This window comes from Intrasporangium flavum (genome assembly GCF_001956915.1).
Classification (GTDB): domain Bacteria; phylum Actinomycetota; class Actinomycetes; order Actinomycetales; family Dermatophilaceae; genus Monashia; species Monashia flava.
On the sequence record NZ_MLJO01000028.1, the window covers coordinates 48,686 to 63,613 of the forward strand.

The following is a 14,928-nucleotide window of genomic DNA, read 5'->3' on the forward strand; positions in this document are numbered from 1 at the left end:
CTCTCCCCCACCCAGACCACCTGAGAAGGACCATGATCCAGACGAAGGACCGACAGCTGCTCATCGGTGGGCAGCCCCGCATCGTCATGGCGGGGGAGGTGCACTACTTCCGGGTGGCCCGCGGGGAGTGGGGTCAGCGGCTCGACCTGCTCGTCGAGGCCGGCTGCGACACCGTCGCCTCGTACATCCCGTGGATCGTCCACGAGCTGCCCGACGGGTCGATCGACGTCGAGGGCCGGACGCGTCCGGAGCGTGACGTCGCCGCGTTCATCGACCTCGCGGCCGAGAAGGGGCTGCGGTTCCTCGCCCGGCCGGGGCCGTTCATCATGGCCGAGCTGAAGAACGAGGGCCTGCCCTACAGCGTCTACCGCGACCACCCGGAGGTCGTGCCATCGGGCTGGGACGGCGTGCCGACGACGTCGCGCACGGTCGACTACCTCGCGCCGGCGTTCCTCAAGGAGACCGGCCGCTGGTACGACGCGATCATGCCGGTGCTCGCGCCGCGGCTCGAGCCGGTCGGCGGCAACGTCGTCGGCGTGCAGCTCGACAACGAGGTCGGGATGCTTGCGTGGGTGACGAACACGCCCGACCTCACCGACGGGCTCGTCGACGCGTTCGGCGCGTTCGTGCGCGACCGTCACGGCGACGCGTCGCCGTACTCGGCCGCGCCGGGGTCGGACGACTGGGCCTCGCTCGTGCGCTCACCCTCGGAGGCCGACGCGGGGGCTTTGCGCCTCGACCTGGGGCTGTTCATGCGGCGTCGGTTCGGCGAGTACGTCGCGACGCTGCGCGCGATGTGCGAGGAGCGGGCCGTGCGCGACGTGCCGTTCCTCGTCAACATCCACGGCACGGAGGGCGGCAACGGCGCGCCGTTCCCCATCGGCATCAGCCAGCTCGTCGACACCTACTCGGGCATCCCGGGGATGGTCTCGGGCTCGGACCACTACCTCGGCGAGGCGACGCTCAACACGATGACCGACCTCTACGTCATCAACGCCTACATGGCCGCGGTGCACGACGAGGACCAGCCGCTGACGTCGCTGGAGTTCGAGGCCGGGTCGGGCGACTACGGCGCAGGCGCGGAGATGCAGTACGACCCGTCGACGGCCGACCTCAAGACGCGCCTGTGCCTCGCCCAGGGCAACAAGCTCATCAACTACTACCTCTTCGCCGGCGGCATCAACCCGCCCATGGACGAGAAGCTCGGTGACGGCAACGAGCGCGTCTCCTTCACCGGCGAGCGGCACGGCACGGCGGCGCCGGTCGGCCCTGAAGGGCAGAAGGGATACGCCTACTCGGCGACCGCGGCGGGCATCCACGCCGTGAAGGCGAACGAGCCGTGGCTGGCGCGGATGACCGAGGACCACGACGACGTGTCGCTCGGGCTGGTGCTCGACGCGTACATGACCGAGTACCACCACCCCGGCTCCGCGCTCATGACCGATGTCGTCAACGACCTCACGTCGTTCCGCGGGGCGGGCGAGCGCAAGGCGTTGGCGCGGTCACTGCTGCTGGCCGGCTTCCGGTTCGGCGCGACCTGGCTGGAGGCGTCGGAGCCGGCCGCGGGGTCGACGGTCGTCGTCGGTTCCGGGCGGTACCTGTCGGAGCGGGTGCAGTCGCGGCTCGTGGCGCACCTGTCCGCCGGCGGGAACGTCGTGCTGCTCGGACGCGTGCCGGAGCGTGACCTCGACGGCACCCCGTGCACGGTGCTGGCCGACGCGCTCGGCGTGACGGGCGCCGTGGTGCGGCGCGACTTCGAGCACTACTACCCGTCGCTCGTCGCGCACGGGTGGGCGGCGCCGTGGCCGGAGATGCGGGCCGGGTGGGTGCAGCCGCTCTCGCACTCGCGCGGGGACGTCGTACTGACCGACGTCGACGGTGACGTCTGTGGTGTGGACGTGCCGGTGGGTGACGGGCGGTGCATCCTCCTGGCGGCGCAGCTGCCGTCGGACCCGGCGTTCTTCGGGCGGGCGCTGGCTGCTCTCGGGGTTCGGCCGGGGCTGCGGCTGGAGACCGAGTGGCCCGGCGTTTTCGCCACGACGATGAGCTCTTCTGACGGCGAGCGGACGCTGCACCTCATCAACACGTCGGGCTCGCCGGCGCGCGTGACGGTCGGGCTCGACGGCACGGCCATCGCCTCGGGGGTGGAGCTGGTGCTGCCGGCGCGCAGCGGCCACATCCTGCCGCTCGGGCTCTCGGTCGGCGGACGTCGCCTCGACTGGGCCTCGGCCGAGGTCGCCGGCGTCGGCTCCGACGGCGCGATCACCTTCCGTCCCGGCGTCGACCCCGACGCGGGAACGACCGTCGTCGTCGACGGTGAGCACGTCCGGCTCGCGCCGGGGGAGCACGTGCTCGCCTGACGCCTCGGCGACGGTTCGAAGGACGGCCGGGATGCGACGTGCAGTCGCATCCCGGCCGTTCTCCGTCTCCGAACCTATGCCTCGACGTCGTAGCCCACTACGCCCAGGGTGCCTGGGTCAGTGCCCCTGGTAGGCCTGAGCGACACGGCGCCGACTAACATCTCAACCAGACGTTCGTCGAGGAGTAGGAGTGCGCGCTTTGCCAGGGGGACCGCCTGACTACACGCCGCGCCCACGCCCTTCCTTCTTGGACACCTTGGTCAGACTCAAGCGCAACGGCTCGGCGCGCTGGACCGATGTCCGCGGCAAGACCCTCTACGAGTACGACCCAAAGCACGGCGGCGAAATTGAGGCCTACGACGCTAGGACGGGCGTCCATATTGGCGTACTCGACATCTACACTGGTGTCATGATCAAGGCACCGGAGCGAGGAAGGACGATCGATGTCTGAGACGTACATAGACGCGCTCCTCGCCGGGAGTGCCACGATGGATGACTTCCGCGCCTACGTTGAGGCATGGCACAGGGCAGACTTTCCCGAAGGGCAAGCCGTCCCGGAGGTGTACGAGTTTCTCGGCTTGACGTGGGACGAGTACCGCTTCGTCGCGCTGGATGAGACGCGACTCCGATATGTGGCGGCCGCCCGTCGACACAACCAACCTCTGGACGCCTTCGAGCAGTCAGCCGGGCAGCTCGCCCTTGCTGCCAGGGCCGGTGATTCTCGAGAACTCAGCGAATTGGTCGCCTACTTAGTGGATCAAGGTGTCCTTGAGTAGTCCGCCTGAGGCCGCTGAGTGGCTCGCTCCGCCACCGGACGAACCAATTGATAGGATCGCAGACCGCTTGTTTGAGGGCGGAAGTATCCCCGTCGACGTCGAACGACTGGTGCGCGATCGGATAGACGTCGATGTGGTTGACTGGCCCTTCGGCGTGGACGCGCTACTGATTTGGCATAATGGAGTACCCTCGCGAGTCCTAATTCGCAATCGCCCCGTGAATTATGCGCGCCGTGTCCGCATGACGTTCGCCCACGAGCTTGCCCATATCGTCATTCCGTGGCATGTCGGCTACGGCCCTGAGTCATGCACTTCGGATGTCTCCGACAGCCTCGAAGATAACTATGTGCGCACGCAGGAAAACGAGGCAAGGAATTTCGCGGGACGGCTACTCCTCCCATACTCTGAGTTGGCGCGCGCAGCGAGCGGTGTGAGTCTCCAGGCATTTTTGGATAACCTGGACAGATTTGAAGCTTCTGCATGGGCAACGACTCTCCGTCTCACCCAGATCCTGCGCTCAGGCTTCATTTTCGGCGGAAACTTCACGGATTCGAGCCAGTTGGATGTCTTGCGCACCCCTGGCACTCGCAGCGTTTCTTTAGGGGAGGCGCAACGTAGCGCTGTCGATGAGGGGACATTCACGGTTGGAGGGCGCGACGTCCAGTGGTTCCAGTTGACCGATGCCGAGGTGTTTGCCCCATCCCAGGATCCTCGTAAACCGAGTGAGATTATTAAATCGATACTATTTGACGTCTATCCAGCCAAGACCACCGAAGAGCGAGACGGCATCTTCTACAGTACTCAGGGTATGCTCGGCGCGGCGCTCAGCCAAGGCGTCTTCGACACCCCAGATGCGTTGTTGCGTCAAGCGAGACACCGCCTCAAGACAGGCGTAGAGCGTGAGATTCGTTCGCACGTTGATTGGGATGCTTACGTGTTGAAAACGGTCGAGAACCGCGCCCGTAAGCTAGGTCTCCTCTAGGTGAGGGAAGCGGCTACCCCATGGACCTAATGGCGTAGAACGCGATCGCCTCAACGGTTGGTACCGGCGGAAGAATCGGCTGGACCGCGGCGCCCGTAGCCGCGGCGCCTCAAATCGCCAACGATGGGAGTGTCCTTTCAGCCTGGCGATGCAGGATGCTATACCCCGTGCGACGTTCCTCTAAGCCCCTCCGCATGGACCCAGATCGACTTCATCCATGCACCATCGGCTTCGGGTGTGGACGAGTACGTCTTACCGTCGCGAGGTAGGCCGCCTTGCTGACACGCACTTCTTTTCAGTCAACAAATGGGCGATGAGCCCGGCCCGAGACGAACTGCGAGATTAGTTCGGATTTGACGTCCTTACCGTCGAGCGTCGAGCGTCGCGCAACGAGCAAGGTCCCGCGGTGTCGCTCAACTGCCGGAGGTAAGTGCCATCCCAGTGGCCAACTGGGTTCCATGGCATCGAACCCGCGGTACTCGTAGAGGCGCTTCGCCAAACCACGCCGGCCCGATGCGTCGGCACTCGCCTTGCCGATGTATGGGACTTGCGCCCCTGGCGCCTCGTGGCAGTCTCACTCCTTTTCGGCTTACCGATGGTATGGCGCGACGCCCTAGCCAGGGAGAGTCACCCGCGCACACCCCTCGACTCGCCCGACTCGGTGGTCTCCGGCAACTGAACTCGCGAATGTCGGCAGAAACCTGGCGTCCAGTGGTGGAACCGGAGCAGGGTGGTGGATATTTTGGTCCAGCCCGGGTTCATCCGATCCGGCACACACCGTCCAAACATGGAGAGCCAAGTGCCAGATCCGAGTTCGAAAGTGCTGGACGGTAACATCGGATTCTTTTGGCCTCAAGAGGCCCAAGGCACCGCGGACCTTAGCGACGCACTACTCATCCGTGGGTATATCCATCAGACGGCGGATTCGCTCGTCGAAGTCCGGGCATTGGATGAGCACCGTTCCGTGCGCGGAATGTTTGGCATGGGCGCGAGAGCCCGTGCGGTGGCCCTCTTCGGTGCGGCTGAGGAGACGGGCCTGCTTGTTCCAGAAGTGCTGGGTACGGGAGTCAATGCGCAATTCGGGGGTTCGAAGGCTTCGATCTTGCGCTACCGAGCTAGGGCGCTCATTACGGGAGTAGAGGTCCGGGCAGCGAAGAGCAGCCGAGTCCAGTCGGCCTCTCTCACGTTTCAGGAGGGCCTCAGTTTCGCAGAGCTTACGGCCATTCACGAGAGTCACAAGGTGGATCCCGAGTCTAACTTGGTGACCGAGGCGACGTTCACGCTGCGTGCCAATTCCTCGCCTCTCAACGGCGGGACACACGGGTCATTCAATGTGAACCTAGCCCCTGACTGGGCTACCTCTGGAACGTCTACGAAGCGGACGCTGAGTTCTGGATTGACGATCGGGCTGTCTGTCGCTCGTCCCCGTCCCTTCAGCGACTTTCGACCATTGTTATTGGGCCTACAGGATCTTCTAAACCTTGCCTACGACCGCTTCGTCCCCGCGGATGGTGGACGGGCTGTCGTCCATGGCTGTCAGGACCATGGGCACTCCTACTTGTGGATGGAGGAGGTGATGGTTCAGCCGCCTCACATCGCGAGGGCAAGTACAGCCAAGGAGTCTGTACCCCTGTTTACGCTTGCGGACCTCGGTGGACCCGAAGGGTTTCGGAGGTGGTTGTCGCTTCGCGACCGATTCCCGGATGTCACGGTCGTTGTTGCGTCGGGTTACCGCGTTGGCGGAGGCCGACAGCCGTCCCGCCTCTTGGAGGTCGCCGCAGCCATCGAGTACTACGTCAACGCTAACCGTAAGGCGGGAGCGACTTGGGCGAAGAAGGTTAGCGCCCCGTCGCACGCAGAAGCCCTTGCGCGACACGTCGGCAAGCCATTCGAGTCGCTCGTGGGCGATCATTCAGTCTGGGCCAAGACGTTTCTCACGACGTACAACGGCGTTAAACACGACCCGGCCTTCCAGCGCGACCCAGAAGTGTTACAGCTGCTCTCTTGGTCGGGTCAGGTCCTGCTGCTTGGCGCGCTGCTTGACCGCTCAGCCCGTACCAAGGCACCTAGCCGCAAGATCCTCAGCGATCGGAGGCTCGAGGGTGGAGGCGAGCGTCTGCGCGCGATCCTGAAGACATGACCCTTGTTTGCTGCACGATTATCTGCATGTCTAACTGATCCTGCCCCCTGGGTCCCGATGCAAGCACTGCGAGCTGAGGAAAGCCCCATCAGCTGGATCGCAGAAACGGTCGAGTGTGTGTCACATCGCCGCAAACGGGTTGAGAGCGAGAAGCTGCACCGCGTCAGTCATCCTTGGCAGAGCCAAAATTGTGCCGACGCGGTTCGAAGGCTGGCTCGCGATGAACGGCCGCATTGGAGGCATGGCGCGGTTGCACGAGCGCCCAGCGACGCCAGCGTATCCCTCTAGAGTCCACGAAGGAGATGTCCACTGTTGCTCCGCGGGTCTGTTCCAGTGGTAGCAACTCGCCCTGACCATCCCGAAACTCGACCGGCACCCGGAATGCCTGCCGCGCGTTCAAAATGTTAACGCTGGCGCCCGGACCCAGTGCATATGTCCAGTTTGCCGGGGCGAAGACATTATCGAGATACGCGGCCTCCACAACTAGGGCGCCGACTGGCTCGTCACTTGTATTCGTGACGTGCACGACGCCCGTCGGGCTTCCGTTGGTTACATAGGAGACGATCTGTCGCGCTTGACGGGCCGCGTAGTCGGCGCGCTCCTGACGGCGGCGATGGCTTTCTTCTCGAGATAGCTCCCACGCCGCAAGCCCCAACCTGTGTGCTTCTGCAGCTTCTCGGCGCGCGCCCCTGGCTTGGTAGAGAGCAAGCGAGACAGCTACGACTGTTCCGATACTTGCCACCCACGTTGGGATGTCCCCCCATTCGAGCATGGCGCCATCTTAAGCGGTTGAGGCCTCGCCCCTTTCAGCAGCGCCAGCGGACGACTCGGCCCAGTTGCGGCCCGATGAGGTCCCAAACTCATGTACTTGTTGCCCCTGGAGCCCGGATCGACCGCATCACGACCGCCCGACGTCGCGGCGTCAGCGCGGTTGGACCCCTAGTTGCGTGACGGTCACGCCCATGCCCAGCGGCGCCTCCCCATCGTCAGGACACCGCTGATCTACGTCGTAAAGTAGCCTCGCTTCATGTCCTTCCCCGCCCACGTTCTAAACGTCTTCATCGCGTCACCGGGCGACACGAGTGCATATCGCGATGCCGTGGAGCGCGCGCTGCACCGGTGGAACGGTGTCCGCTCGGAGCGCGCGGGGGTCGTTCTGCTGCCGCGTCGATGGGAGGTTGACGGCGTTCCACTTATGGGTGGCGACGGACAAAGCCAACTCAACACACAGCTCGTCGACAAGGCGGACATCGTCATCGGTATATTTCACACGCGTTTAGGTCAGCCGACGCCCCGATCCAAGTCGGGAACGGCCGAAGAGATTGAGCGAACACATGCTGCTGGGAAGCCAGTGCACGTGTATCGGTCGACCGCCCCCCTGCCCGTCGATGTGGACACGAAAAAAGTCGAGGAATTGCGCACATTCTTGGCCGAAATGGAGAAGGATGGCTTAACGGGTTCATTTGCGACTGATGAGGATTTGCAGAGTCAGGTGCAGGCCGCAATAGAGCACGATCTAACGTCACTCAGCCTTGGGGTCGCCATAGCGCCCAGCCAAGGATCGCCGCACGCTGTACTCCGCGCGCACTTCGAGCCGTCAAGCACAACCAGCTATTTGAGGATCGCCAATCACGGGAATGCAACTGCGATGGGGGTTTCATTCAAACTTGAACCGATCGGTGACGGCGTGGTGCCCAACATGTGGGATGAAACGAAGCCGGACTTGATTCCAAACTCGGATTACCCTTACCCCTTGCTGACTCATTCTGGAACGCCAAATGCTGTTCGGGTCCGCATGTCATGGAGAGAGGAGGATGCCGAAGATTACTACCAAGAGCAAACCGTTAGCCTGCTCGGCTAGTCCTTAGATTGCCGTCTTCCGTTACAGGTCGCCCGCCCCGCACGGGAGCAGCGCAAGGTACGCATGGTGTGGACGACGAGTAGTCGACCCCAACGCCCCGGTTTAGGACCGGTCGGCAGAGACCCCCTCAGCGACTGCGTCGGCGCCGTCTGGCTCCGGAGCGTCGTCCGATTGCATGTGGCGAACGCTGAAGCGTGTCGAATCGCCGGATGCCCTAGCTCAGGCGTAACGCTGTCCAGATGGATGAGGGTTATGAGCTGACAGCCCAGGACGGGCAAGCAGGCTGGCCAGAAATGACATCCGCCATTGGACGGGTCGTGGCCGCCTCAGCTTGGGCCACAATCGCACTGCAGGAACTTGCCGTCGCCCTCGCCGACTCTGAGTTCGTGTACTTCTTGATGGAGGACTCGACGATGGGCGGGCAGATCAATCAGGCCGAGACCCTCATCAAGGGTCCAAAGCGCTGGTCGTGGAGCGCCAGGGCGTCGCCGCTCCACCGCGAGAGCGAACAGGTAGCCCTTCAGTGTCTAGTGCCGCTCCGGCGCCTGTCCGTTTTCGGAACAGGATCGTGCACGATGAGTGGTATCCGGACGCGACATGGGGCCATGCCGACGGCCTTCGCGGCCGCCGTGCCACGAGGTATGGGAAGAACGAGATTCTCAGTCGGCGGTCGACCTTTCATCGCATTGCGTACTCATTGAGCATCGCCACGGAGTCCTTGAATCACACGGTAATCGCGGTTCGCGACCTTCGAGGCTCAGGTCAATCGGGGCTAGAAGAGTTGAGGCTCGCCCGCGAGTGCCTGACGGTCCTGGAACGACGACGGCTGGACGCCGAGGCGGGACGGGACCCCGAGTGGCGCTGGTTGGAGCGTCCCTCGCCGTAATTGGATTGGTCGCGGACGTGTACCGGCTTAGCCGACTCGTTGGAGTACTCATACGGTAGTCGCACAACTGGCTGTTGCGTCACTCCGCCGCGAGTTGGGCGGGCAATTTGGTGACCGTGGGAGGCTACAGAGATGGCTGACGCATCAAGTTCACCAGGGCTGGGTGTTCGCGGAGGCGACCCGTGGGCGCAGCCTGTCTTGACTGGCGCCAGCCTGGCCGACCTGTTCACCCTCTATGGGCGCATCTTGGACGAGCTCTCGAGCCGAGAAGTAATCCGTTCTCGCAATCAGCCGCTGGGCGACTACTCCGAGTGGCTGGTCTGTCGCGCGTTGAGGGGACTTCTCGCCGACAACAAGTCGGAGAAGGCATTCGACGTAGTCGCAGACCTGGGGGCCACCTTGCTGGACGGGCGAGGCCCACACGACGGGGCCCATCAGGGTGCCCAGATCCAGGTCAAGGCACGGGCCATATCGGCGCAACCGAAGCGGGACCAACTCCAGACCTCTCCATTTCACGCCGGTGGGTTCGACTACCTGGCATTGGTCCTGCATCGAGCCTTCGACTTTCATGTGGAGCAGGCGGTGCTGATGCCAGTGAGTGCCGTTCATTTGTACGCAAGAACTGCAACTGCGCGCCGCGACGATGTGCTGCGGCTCTGGATGACGCAGCAGGCGATGACCGACCCGTCAACCATCGAGATCACTGGCCTACTGCGATCTGCCGCGGAGACCGAGATCGACTTGATCTCCTGAAACCATGGCCGCCCGTGCGTCCCCTCTAGGCCATCACATGGTCTCGGCAGGAGGTGTCCCACTTCGCCGCGTGTCAGGTGTCAGAACGCAGTCCCGACCCGACAGCTCTCAGACTGCGGGCCCACCGCGCCGCCGTCGACTCATTCCACGTTGGCGGGTGCCGTAAGCAGGGCACATCGCGCTCGACGCGCAGCTTGGACCGTGAGTGCCGCGACACTGGCGGTCACGGGTGGCAACAGCACGTCGTGGATGAGGGCGGGCCACAGCGTCAGCGCGACCACGAACACGAGCACTGGCACATACAAGCGAAGCGCCTCGTGCCGCCATTGAAGGACCGCGGCTGTCGTCAAGGCCGTGGACAGAATGAACGGAGCGAACCACAACAGCCAGAAAAGCCCGTTCAAGAGCCCGTCCATCTCGGTGCCACCGCCTGCGTAAGAGATCCTGATCCCTCGCCGTCGCCTGGTCGCGCTCGGCGATTGAGGTCGCTCTGTAATTGACACTACCGCTGTCATTCGGGTCGCGATCGGCTGGGCCGTGACGCTCGCGCAGCGCTCTCAGAGGGTGCGTCCTACCGCCGCCAGTCGCGCTGGTTACCGGCTGACGTCAGGCCGTCATTCCCTCCCGCCCTGAGCGGCCGGCCTGACCGCCCCAGGCGTGCAAGAGAGGCTCACCAGGAGCCGGGGTCGTCTCTCATCCCACGGCTCGCGTAGTACCTGCGCCTGGCCGCCTCTTCGAGCGCCCGCGCACGAGACGCCTCTTCGATCAGTTCTTTGTCCGGGCGCTGTCGCAACATGCGAGCCGTCGGGTGGAAGAGCCGTTCGAGCACCTCGTCGTAGGCCACGCGCGCCGCTATCCAGGCGTCGAGCAGCTCGCTCTCCTCGTCAGGCGCCGGCTCATCGTCCATGCACGACAAACGCGCGCTCGACCGGTCAGGTTACGCGGCTGCCGGCATGTCGCCCGCCGGACAGCGGGCGACAGCTCACCACCTGTGCCGAGCAAGCGTCGTCAGCCGGTTTGCGCGTTGCCCGCTCTCAGGGCAGCGGACCCTTGGGTCCGTGGTCCCTCTGGAACTGAACGGCCTCCTCGACACGGTCCTCGCGCGCCTGCCCGGTGTCCCCGGCGCCCCCGTCGGCGGACCCCGAGACGGCCGAGGTGACCTTGTCGGTCGCGGTTCGTGCGGCGTCGGCCACCTTGTCCGCCACGACCGGCGCCTGCTCGCGCACGAACTGGGCCCCCTCGTGTGCCTTGGCCTGCACGCGGGGGTCGTCCTTGAGCTGGCCGATCGCGCGCATGAACTGCTCGTAGGGCCCCCGCCCGGCTCGCGAGCCGAGGAGGAATCCAACCGCGCCGGCGGTGACGATGAGCAGTCTCTTCATGAGGGCCTCCGTGCATCGGGTCGGCCGGCCTGGGTCCGGTACCGACAGTCTGATTTGGCCGTACCCACCACCGCCCTGTGCGGCTCACCCGAGCCTGGTATCACGGTCCCGGCGTCGTGCCGCGTCCACCGCGGCGACGCGACGGTGCGCATACGCCGGAGCGCACGCGGACGCGTCGATCATCACGCGTCGCCAGTGACGCCGCCCAGCGTGAAACGGCGGGGGCTTCGATGCGCCGACCCGGGCAGACAGACGCCCCCGCTGGTCACGTCGCCGAACTAGACCAACGGGGGCGGTGTCCGCGACGCGATGACCGCAGGGATAACCGGTCACCGAGTCACAGGGAGCAACTCACGCCAGCGACTATGAAGGCCGACCCTGAAAGAACCCTGAGACCGGCGGGTCCGGCCTGTGTCCGGCCGGCCGATGCGCCCACGCAGCGGAGGCGTCGCAGGCGTCGCTTCATTCCCGGAGGGCGATTCCGCGCCACCGCCGGCGAGTCAGGATGCAGGCAGCGGCGGGTCGACCAGGGCGAGAGCCCGAAGGACGCCTCGGGCGCGGAAGCACGGATGAGCGTGCGAACCGCCACGCCGTGCGACTGCCATCGCAACAGTCGCTTCCGATCCGGATGAGGAGGCTCCATGTCAGAAGATGCGGGCAAGGCCACAGAGCCCACGGTCACGGTCGTCGGTGCCGTCTCCGACGGCGCCTACACCCTGCTGGTCGCAGACTTCGCGGACACGACCAGCGCGCAGGAGGCCTACGCCGCCCTCAAGGAGGTGGAGGACGGCCGACACGTCGAGATCGAGGGCGTCATCGTGGTGAAGCGCGAGACGGACGGCAAGCTCGAGGTCCAACGGGCGACCGACCACACCACCCGTCGCGGCCTCACCTGGGGCGTCGTCGGTGGCGCGGCCCTGGGGCTCATCTTCCCGCCGTCGATCCTCGGGAGCGCGGCCGTGCTGGGCGCGGCCGGTGCCGCAGCGGGCAAGGTGGGTCAGCTGCACCACCGGCGCGAGCTGGCGGACGAGCTCGAGTCCGCCATCGAGCCCGGGCACTCCGGCATCGTCGCCCTGGTCTCCGACCCTGCCGCCGTCGAGCTCCGACGAGCTCTCGAGACGGCCGACTCGATCGTCATGACCGCCATCGACGATGTCGTCGCCAAGGACGTCAAGGCCGCGGCGAAGGAAGCCGAGGAGGCCCAGGAGAAGTCCGACTGACTCGAGAACGAGCGGAGATCCCAACCTCGGATCCGTCGCCGTCACCGCGCCGGCACCTCCTCTGACGCGTCGACGGCCGCTCGCCGGTTCGCCGTGCTGATCCGTTCGTGGGTGGCCTGCGCGGCCGCCGTCATCGTCGGCTCGACGCCGAGGTCGATGAGGTAGCCGGTGGCGTCGCGCATCTCGTGGGCACGTCGTTCGGCGTGCGTCCGAGTGCCGTTCAAGAGCCGGTCGATGACGGCCTGTCCGTCGCCGGCGAGCTGGGCGCTGATCTGCTCGCGGACCCAGCTCTCGTAGCCGGCGGCGCGGCCTGCATCGACGGCCTCGACGATGAGAGAGGCGAGTCCCTTCATGAAGACGCTGCGGAGCAGCTTGTGCGCCATGGCCGACCCCGGCGGCTCGTCGAGGACGTCGATCGGGGCGCCGGCCGGCCGCAGCAGCTCGGCCACGCCGGGCCCACCGACGCCGCTGACCATGAGTGGCGTCCGGGCGCCGTGCCACGCGACGGGCCCGAGGATGGCGACGTCCGCGAACAGCGACCCGGCCGCGGCCACTCGATCCCCGAGCTGCGCCATGACAGTCGGCGCGGACGACGTGAAGTCGGCGTAGCAGCTGCCGGCCTTGAGGTGCGGCACGGCGGTGTCGCAGATCGTCGGCGCGACGCTGGCGCTGGTCATGACCAGCACGACGTCGGCGTTCGAGACGGCTTCCTCGATCGTCGCCACCAGCGCCACTCCGTGCGGTGGTTCCGTGGCTGCGGGGTCGGTGCCGATGACGTCGTGGCCCAGCTCGACCAAGGCTGTGGCGTAACGGATTCCGGCCTCACCGAGACCGATCACAGTGCATTTCATCAAGAGTCCTTGCCGTGTCGTGGTTCAGCCGGCAACCGGGGCCGTGATGGCCGTTCGGCGCCGGGCCTCCTCGTCGAAGACCTCCTGCGCAGCCCGGGCGATCCGGGCCGCCTCCTCGCGGGCGATGACGGCGAGCCCGTCCCCGTCGCCGACGATGACGTCGCCCGGGTTGACCGCGACGCCGCCCACGGCGATGGTGACGCCGACGCGGCCCGGGCCGTACTTGTACGGGCCGGCGGGGGTGCACGCCCGCGCGAAGACCGGCATGCGGATCTCGCCGAGGGTGTCGGCGTCGCGGGCGGCGCCGTCCAGGACGAAGCCGGCGATGCCGGCTGCCAGGGCCCGGGCCCCGATGAGGTCGCCGAGCAGGGCCCGGGTCTCGTCGCCCTGCCCGTTGACGACGATGACGTCGCCGGGCCGGGCGATCCGAATGGCCTCGTGGATGGCGGCGTTGTCGCCGGCGCGGGTCCAGACGGTCAGGGCGGGTCCGGCGAGCCTCCCCCCCGGCCAGATGCTCTGGATGCGGGAGTCGAGCAGCCCAAGACGGTCCATCGCGTCGCCGATGTTGGCGACGGGAAGGTCGGCGAGCGCCTGGACGACCTCACGCGGTGGGCGGGGGAAGTCGGCGTCGGGGGTGTGGATCGTGACGTTCTCGTGCATGGTGTCTGGCCTTACTTCTTCATGACCTGCGGCAGGACGGCCTTGATGGTCGTCTCCTGGTCGGCCCAGAACTGCTGGTAGGCAGCGGCGTCGAGGTAGTTCGTCTGCAGGCCCAGATTGGTCATGCGCTGCTTGACGCCCGGGTCTTCGATGGCCTTCTTCAGGGCGGCCTCGAGCTTGGCCTTGACCCCGGCCGGGAGGCCGGCGGGGGCCGAGTAGCCCCGTGCGGTGGCGGACAGGACGTCGTAGCCCTGCTCCTTGAAGGTCGGCACGTCAGGGAGGAACTGGCTGCGCTGGTCGGCCATGACCCCGAGCATCTTGATCTTCTTCTGCTTGACGAGGTCGGTCACGTCGCTGGCGCTGCCGACGTAGACCTGGACGTGGCCACCGAGGAAGGCGGCGACAGCCTGGGAGGAGCCGTCGGAGAAGTGGACCAGGGCGAACTTCGCGCCGCTCTTGGCCTCGAGGTCGGCGGCGGCGAAGTGCTCACCGGTCTGCAGGCCGGTGGTGCTGACCGTGATCGTGCCGGGCTGGGCCTTGGCGGCCTCGACGAGGTCCTTGACGCTGTTGAACGGGCTGTCGGGTGCGACGCCGATGACGGCGGGGTCGATGACCTGCATGCCGAGGGGCTGGAAGCTGGCGCGGGTGTACTTGGCGCCGCGAGCCGGGTCGAGGGGGGAGACGACGACGGACGGGGAGCCGGTGGCGCCGATGGTGTAGCCGTCGGGCTTGGAGCTGGTCAGGGCGGTGTAGCCGATCTGGCCGCCGGCCCCGGGCTTGTTGACGACCTCGACGTTGGTGCCGAGCTCCTTCTCGAGGATGGGCGCCACCAGACGCGCTGCGGTGTCGACCGCCCCACCGGGCGCGAACGAGACGACGAGGTCGATGGGCTTGCCCTTGCGGGGCCAGCTGTCGGCACTGTTCGTGCCGCCCTGGGCGGTTTGGCTGCAGGCAGCCAGCGAGGTGGCCAGGGCCACGGCGAGGGTCGTGGTCAGCACGGTACGGCGACGCATGGTGTCTCCTTTGACAGCGTGAGGTGAGGTGGTGCGGTGGTTGCGTG

At 66.0% G+C, this 14,928-nt stretch carries 14 protein-coding genes; 8 read left to right on the forward strand and 6 right to left on the reverse strand.

The genetic code is table 11. The features are described 5' to 3' along the window. Positions 1-32 precede the first annotated feature (32 nt). From BIV28_RS18615 to BIV28_RS20140, 5 genes are all read left to right on the forward strand, one after another. Positions 33-2,360 (forward strand): beta-galactosidase, encoded by a 2,328-nt coding sequence (locus BIV28_RS18615; RefSeq protein ID WP_076264023.1) that lies wholly within the window; start codon positions 33-35, stop codon positions 2,358-2,360. 247 nt (positions 2,361-2,607) lie between these two features. After that, on the forward strand, positions 2,608-2,811 hold the full coding sequence (locus tag BIV28_RS18620; protein ID WP_207556101.1) for a colicin E3/pyocin S6 family cytotoxin: 204 nt from the start codon (positions 2,608-2,610) through the stop codon (positions 2,809-2,811). After that, a complete protein-coding gene (locus BIV28_RS18625) occupies positions 2,804-3,136 on the forward strand; it encodes a hypothetical protein (RefSeq protein ID WP_076264024.1) in 333 nt (110 codons plus the stop codon). The genes BIV28_RS18620 and BIV28_RS18625 overlap by 8 nt, the downstream gene beginning before the upstream one ends. 217 nt (positions 3,137-3,353) lie before the next feature. After that, a complete protein-coding gene (locus BIV28_RS20135; protein WP_341350239.1) occupies positions 3,354-4,118 on the forward strand; it encodes an ImmA/IrrE family metallo-endopeptidase in 765 nt (254 codons plus the stop codon). Positions 4,119-4,905: 787 nt separating this feature from the next. Further along, the gene (locus BIV28_RS20140; protein ID WP_207556103.1) at positions 4,906-6,258 is read left to right on the forward strand and encodes an ApeA N-terminal domain 1-containing protein; all 1,353 of its coding nucleotides are present in this window, start codon (positions 4,906-4,908) and stop codon (positions 6,256-6,258) included. Between the two features lie 163 nt (positions 6,259-6,421). Here BIV28_RS20140 and BIV28_RS20145 read toward each other — a convergent pair whose 3' ends face one another. Beyond that, on the reverse strand, positions 6,422-7,030 hold the full coding sequence (locus BIV28_RS20145) for a hypothetical protein (RefSeq protein WP_207556104.1): 609 nt from the start codon (positions 7,028-7,030) through the stop codon (positions 6,422-6,424). A gap of 255 nt (positions 7,031-7,285) precedes the next feature. On the opposite strand from BIV28_RS20145, the gene BIV28_RS20150 reads away from it, so the two are divergent. Beyond that, positions 7,286-8,119 carry a DUF4062 domain-containing protein gene (locus BIV28_RS20150; protein ID WP_076264025.1) on the forward strand — a complete coding sequence of 278 codons (834 nt, stop codon included), beginning with the start codon at positions 7,286-7,288 and terminating at the stop codon, positions 8,117-8,119. 1,018 nt (positions 8,120-9,137) lie between these two features. Next, on the forward strand, positions 9,138-9,758 hold the full coding sequence (locus tag BIV28_RS18635; protein WP_207556105.1) for a hypothetical protein: 621 nt from the start codon (positions 9,138-9,140) through the stop codon (positions 9,756-9,758). Between the two features lie 670 nt (positions 9,759-10,428). Here the strand turns inward: BIV28_RS18635 and BIV28_RS18645 are convergent. Both BIV28_RS18645 and BIV28_RS18650 read right to left on the reverse strand, forming a co-directional pair. Next, positions 10,429-10,665 (reverse strand): hypothetical protein, encoded by a 237-nt coding sequence (locus BIV28_RS18645; RefSeq protein ID WP_076264028.1) that lies wholly within the window; start codon positions 10,663-10,665, stop codon positions 10,429-10,431. Positions 10,666-10,792: 127 nt separating this feature from the next. Beyond that, positions 10,793-11,137 (reverse strand): hypothetical protein, encoded by a 345-nt coding sequence (locus tag BIV28_RS18650; RefSeq protein ID WP_076264029.1) that lies wholly within the window; start codon positions 11,135-11,137, stop codon positions 10,793-10,795. A gap of 641 nt (positions 11,138-11,778) precedes the next feature. On the opposite strand from BIV28_RS18650, the gene BIV28_RS18655 reads away from it, so the two are divergent. Next, positions 11,779-12,357, forward strand: a complete 579-nt coding sequence (locus BIV28_RS18655) for a DUF1269 domain-containing protein (RefSeq protein ID WP_076264030.1) — start codon at positions 11,779-11,781, stop codon at positions 12,355-12,357. Between the two features lie 41 nt (positions 12,358-12,398). Here the strand turns inward: BIV28_RS18655 and BIV28_RS18660 are convergent, their stop codons facing one another. The 3 genes from BIV28_RS18660 to BIV28_RS18670 are packed head-to-tail and all read right to left on the reverse strand — an operon-like array spanning position 12,399 to position 14,881. Then, positions 12,399-13,208, reverse strand: coding sequence for an NAD(P)-binding domain-containing protein (locus BIV28_RS18660; RefSeq protein ID WP_076264031.1), 810 nt, complete (start codon positions 13,206-13,208; stop codon positions 12,399-12,401). 24 nt (positions 13,209-13,232) lie between these two features. Beyond that, positions 13,233-13,868 carry an RraA family protein gene (locus BIV28_RS18665; protein ID WP_076264032.1) on the reverse strand — a complete coding sequence of 212 codons (636 nt, stop codon included), beginning with the start codon at positions 13,866-13,868 and terminating at the stop codon, positions 13,233-13,235. Between the two features lie 11 nt (positions 13,869-13,879). Continuing rightward, positions 13,880-14,881: a Bug family tripartite tricarboxylate transporter substrate binding protein gene (locus tag BIV28_RS18670; RefSeq protein WP_076264033.1), complete on the reverse strand. Its 1,002-nt coding sequence runs from the start codon at positions 14,879-14,881 to the stop codon at positions 13,880-13,882. Between the last annotated feature and the right edge of the window lie 47 nt (positions 14,882-14,928).

Bases quoted from the DNA above. Each gene is read 5' to 3' on its own strand.
- BIV28_RS18645 (WP_076264028.1), bottom strand. From the start codon at position 10,665: ATGGACGATGAGCCGGCGCCTGACGAGGAGAGCGAGCTGCTCGACGCC.
- BIV28_RS18625 (WP_076264024.1), top strand. From the start codon at position 2,804: ATGTCTGAGACGTACATAGACGCGCTCCTCGCCGGGAGTGCCACGATG.
- BIV28_RS18655 (WP_076264030.1), top strand. From the start codon at position 11,779: ATGTCAGAAGATGCGGGCAAGGCCACAGAGCCCACGGTCACGGTCGTC.
- BIV28_RS18665 (WP_076264032.1), bottom strand. From the start codon at position 13,868: ATGCACGAGAACGTCACGATCCACACCCCCGACGCCGACTTCCCCCGC.
- BIV28_RS20145 (WP_207556104.1), bottom strand. From the start codon at position 7,030: ATGCTCGAATGGGGGGACATCCCAACGTGGGTGGCAAGTATCGGAACA.
- BIV28_RS20150 (WP_076264025.1), top strand. From the start codon at position 7,286: ATGTCCTTCCCCGCCCACGTTCTAAACGTCTTCATCGCGTCACCGGGC.
- BIV28_RS18615 (WP_076264023.1), top strand. From the start codon at position 33: ATGATCCAGACGAAGGACCGACAGCTGCTCATCGGTGGGCAGCCCCGC.
- BIV28_RS18635 (WP_207556105.1), top strand. From the start codon at position 9,138: ATGGCTGACGCATCAAGTTCACCAGGGCTGGGTGTTCGCGGAGGCGAC.
- BIV28_RS18670 (WP_076264033.1), bottom strand. From the start codon at position 14,881: ATGCGTCGCCGTACCGTGCTGACCACGACCCTCGCCGTGGCCCTGGCC.
- BIV28_RS18660 (WP_076264031.1), bottom strand. From the start codon at position 13,208: ATGAAATGCACTGTGATCGGTCTCGGTGAGGCCGGAATCCGTTACGCC.
- BIV28_RS18650 (WP_076264029.1), bottom strand. From the start codon at position 11,137: ATGAAGAGACTGCTCATCGTCACCGCCGGCGCGGTTGGATTCCTCCTC.
- BIV28_RS20140 (WP_207556103.1), top strand. From the start codon at position 4,906: ATGGAGAGCCAAGTGCCAGATCCGAGTTCGAAAGTGCTGGACGGTAAC.